The organism is Ruegeria sp. CF1 (genome assembly GCF_056537445.1).
Genome location: NZ_JBQFRN010000024.1, coordinates 1 through 4,193, shown reverse-complemented (window position 1 = coordinate 4,193; position 4,193 = coordinate 1). Strand labels below are relative to the sequence as shown.

Sequence of the window (4,193 nt, the reverse complement as noted above, 5' to 3'; positions counted from 1 at the left end):
CTATCGGCACCCCCACGCGGCAGCTGACCGTGCAGGTCTCCGACGGAACCGAAACCGACACCGCAACCATAGATATCTCCATCACGGATGGCTCGACACCTACCCCCCTGTTTGAGAGTGGCCCACACGGGTTTGATGGTAATGTTTCGAACGCGATGGTTCTGGCTCATGATCCGCAATACCTCGTGTCAGACGGAACGCTGAGTTTCACCTTTATTGCGGATGCTGTGGATGGTCGTCGCTTCCTGTTCTCCAAGGATTCAGGGGGTTTCGACAATGGCGGGCATGTAGGCATCTATATAGAGGACGGTAAAGTCGTTGCCCGCTTCCAGGATCTGACGACTACTTATTCTATTGAGACCGATATTCTGATCACCCCTGGCCAGACGCATCATATAGCCGTGACCTTCGGGACCACAGGGCTGATCGTTTATGTGGATGGGATAGCGCAGGTCAGCGACGCCTATACCGGTGGTTTGTTGGGCAATGAAGAGCCGGTCGTGATCGGTGCCAATCAGTGGGCCAGTGATGATGGCGTGGCTAATAGGTTGCGTGACGGGTTTGATGGCACAATCAGTGAAGCTACGCTTCACGATACCGTGTTTGACGCTGCAACCATCGCCCAGATGAGCAGCGACGCTCTGAATGATGCGCCGGTAGCGGGCGATGACACCCTGCTGGCAACGCGAAATGCCGAGCTGGTGTTGGATGTGGCCGCAGATCTGCTGGCCAATGACAGCGACGCCGATGGCGACTCGCTGACCCTGACCGGCGTGACCCAGCCAGCCAATGGCACCCTGACTGACAATGGCGACGGCACCTATACTTATACGCCGATTACCAATTACGTCGGAGTTGACAGCTTCACCTATACCGTCAGCGATGGTCAGGGCGGTGAAAATACCGGGACCGTTTCAATCACGGTTGCCGACCCGACCAACCTTGTGCCGACTGCCACAAACGACGCCTACAACACAACCGAAGACACAGTTCTCAACGTGGCAGCAGCAGGGGTTTTGGCCAATGACAGCGACCCGGATGGCGATCCGCTGAATGTCACTTTAGTGAGCGGTGTCACAGACGGGACGCTGGTGCTGAACGGCGACGGCTCCTTCAGCTACACGCCGGAGGCGGACTTCGCGGGCGACGATACGTTCACCTACGCGATTTCGGACGGTCGTGGCGGCAGCACCCAGGCGACGGTCACGATTACCGTTGACCCCGTGAACGACGCCCCCGAGGCAAGCGATGCGGCCTTCTCGGTGAGCGATGCGGCTACCGTGGGCAGCCTGGTGGGCACGGTTCCCGCCACCGATGCCGATGGCGACATGCTCAGCTATCAGATCACGGCCGGAAACGACGACGGCACCTTCGCGATTTCGTCCACCGGCGCCATCACTCTGGCAGATTCCGGAAACCTTGATCCTATCGGCACCCCCACGCGGCAGCTGACCGTGCAGGTCTCCGACGGAACCGAAACCGACACCGCAACCATAGATATCTCCATCACGGATGGTGCAAACGACATCATTTCGGACGACTTCGCTGGGGGCACGCTTTCCTCGGACTGGGCGTTTTCGGGCATTGCGGGAAGCGCTTATTTCGGAACCAGCGCCACTGACGGTTTCCTGGTCATTGAATCTCCTCCTGACACACCCGTCAGCGCTTCTGATTTTCTGACAACGCCACGCGTCATGCAGAATACGGCCGATACGGATTTCCAGATCAGTGCCGGCTTTCTGACAGAGCCGAACCAGACCTTCCAGGAACAGGGGCTTCTGGTCGTTCAGGACGCCAATAACTTCATCCGTTTTGATATTGCCTATACCTCGAACGGGGTGCTCCGGCTGATTGTGGGTGTGATAGATGGCGGATCGACCAATTTCGAACTGTTCCAGGGCATTCCTTACGGCAGCGTTACGGATTTCAGGATCACTCGCTCAGGGGACAGCTGGACCTTCGAAACCTCGGACGACCGGGTCAACTGGAACACGGCTCTGGTGATCAACCATGCGATGACGGTTTCACAGGTGGGTGTCTTCGCGGGCAGTGCGCCGAAGAACGGCGTGACACCGGGCTATACCACCCAGGTGGACTATTTTGAAAACAGCGACGCCCCGATCGTGAATGAGGACGGGACGATCGTACCCATCAACAATCATCCCGATGCGATGGATGACGATCTGACCACCGATCAGGACGTGGCGCTGGTAATCGATGTGACCGCGGACCTGCTGGCCAATGACAGCGACGTCGATGGCGACTCGCTGACCCTGACTGGCGTGACCCAGCCAGCCAATGGCACCCTGACTGACAATGGCGACGGCACCTATACCTATACGCCCGACCCGGGCTTCGACGGGAACGACAGCTTTACCTATACCATCAGCGACGGCAACTCGACCGACACCGCAACGGTGGATATCACCGTTAGCGACACAACGCCGAACAACGATCCGCCGGATGCATTGAATGATAGCTATCAACTGGATGCTTCGGGCGATGTGACCGTTCTGGTGGCAGACGGCGTTCTGCGCAATGACACTGACCCGGACGGCGATACGTTGACGGTAACGCCCGAAACCGGGCCTTCAAACGGTAGCGTGACGCTGAACCCCGATGGCAGTTTCACCTATACGGCCGATCCCGGCCATGTGGGCGGCGATAGTTTCACCTATCGGGTCACCGACCCGTCGGGGGCAAGTGATGTGGCGACGGTCATGCTCAACTCCGCAAATACGGCCCCGGTCATCTCGACCGGCAGCAGCCAATTCTCCAAAATCGTGGTCAGCACCGCGATGCCACTCACTCATATTGCGCTGGCGGCGGACTTCGATCATGACGGTGATCTCGACATCGTGGCGACTTCGGAGCAGAACGATTCCGTTGTCTGGTTCAAAAACGACGGGGCGTCTGGATTCACCCCGCACACCATCGATGCGGCACTGGAATCGTCCTATCCCGCCTCACTGGTGGATCTGGATCAGGACGGCAATGTGGATGTGCTGGCCGGCGGTTATCGCGAGGATGCCTATGCCTGGTACCGTAATGACGGGGCGGGGAATTTCGCTAAGACTATCATTCTTAACGAGGATGGAGCGCATTCGATCTTCGCCGCCGATTTCGACGGGGATGGCGATCTGGACTTGGTGACCGCCGGGCAGGATGCTGATACCATCTCGTGGCACGAAAATGATGGCAATCAGACTTTCGTTACCCATGTCATTGATGGCGCATCGATGGCGGCCAAATCTGCGGTGCCGGTCGATCTCGACGGAGATGGCGATCTGGATGTTGTGACGGCTAGTTTCGACGACGATACTGTCGCCTGGTACGAAAATGACGGCAACCAGAATTTCACCAAGTGGGTCGTCGACAATGCCGCTGACGGTGCCTATTTCACCACAACTGCGGATCTCGATGGAGATGGCGATCTGGACATTCTGAATGCCAGCAAGGACGACGACACGATCGCTTGGTATCGTAATGACGGCGGTGTTTTCATCAAAACCCTGATCAACGCCGATGCGGATGCCCCGCGCTATGTCGACGCGGCCGATGTCGACGGCGACGGCGATATTGATGTGCTCTCGGCCAGCGTCGATGACAACACGATCCGGCTCTATCTCAATGACGGATCGGGGAACTTCACCAACGTTATTGCAGACGACAATGCTGTTGGCGCTTATGGGGCGGTTCCCGTTGACATGAATGGAGACGGGCTGCTCGATATTCTTGGAGCCAGCAAGACGGACGGCACGATTTCTGTGCTGTTCCAAGAGAAATCGCTTTCTGTGGGTCTTGAGCCCGGTCAGAGCGTGGCAATCGATTCCACGCTGCTGGCTGCTAGCGATGCAGAACAATCCACCGCACAACTGACCTATACACTGGATACAGTTCCCACTCTGGGTGAACTGCGACTGGATGGTATGACGCTCGGGGCCGGGGGCAGCTTCACACAGGAGGATGTGAACCTCGGCCGTGTTTCTTACTACCAAACGGACTCGGTCGAAGGTAGCGACAGCATTGCTCTATCGTTGAGTGACGGGGTCGCTCCGGCCGTCATGGTGAATTTCAACTTGGCGATTGCGCTGCCTCCCCTCCCGAGCGGTATCATTTCGGATGACTTTTCATCCAATGTTTTGAACCCGGTCTGGACGATCGAGGGCCCGTCGGGCATTTCCCATGCGTTG

At 57.5% G+C, this 4,193-nt stretch carries 1 protein-coding gene; it reads left to right on the top strand.

Annotation, left to right across the window (positions count from 1 at the left end; genetic code table 11):
- Positions 1-4,193, top strand: a 4,193-nt coding sequence (locus ACRZ96_RS21085; protein WP_480815081.1) for an Ig-like domain-containing protein, incomplete at both ends; no start/stop codon positions are given.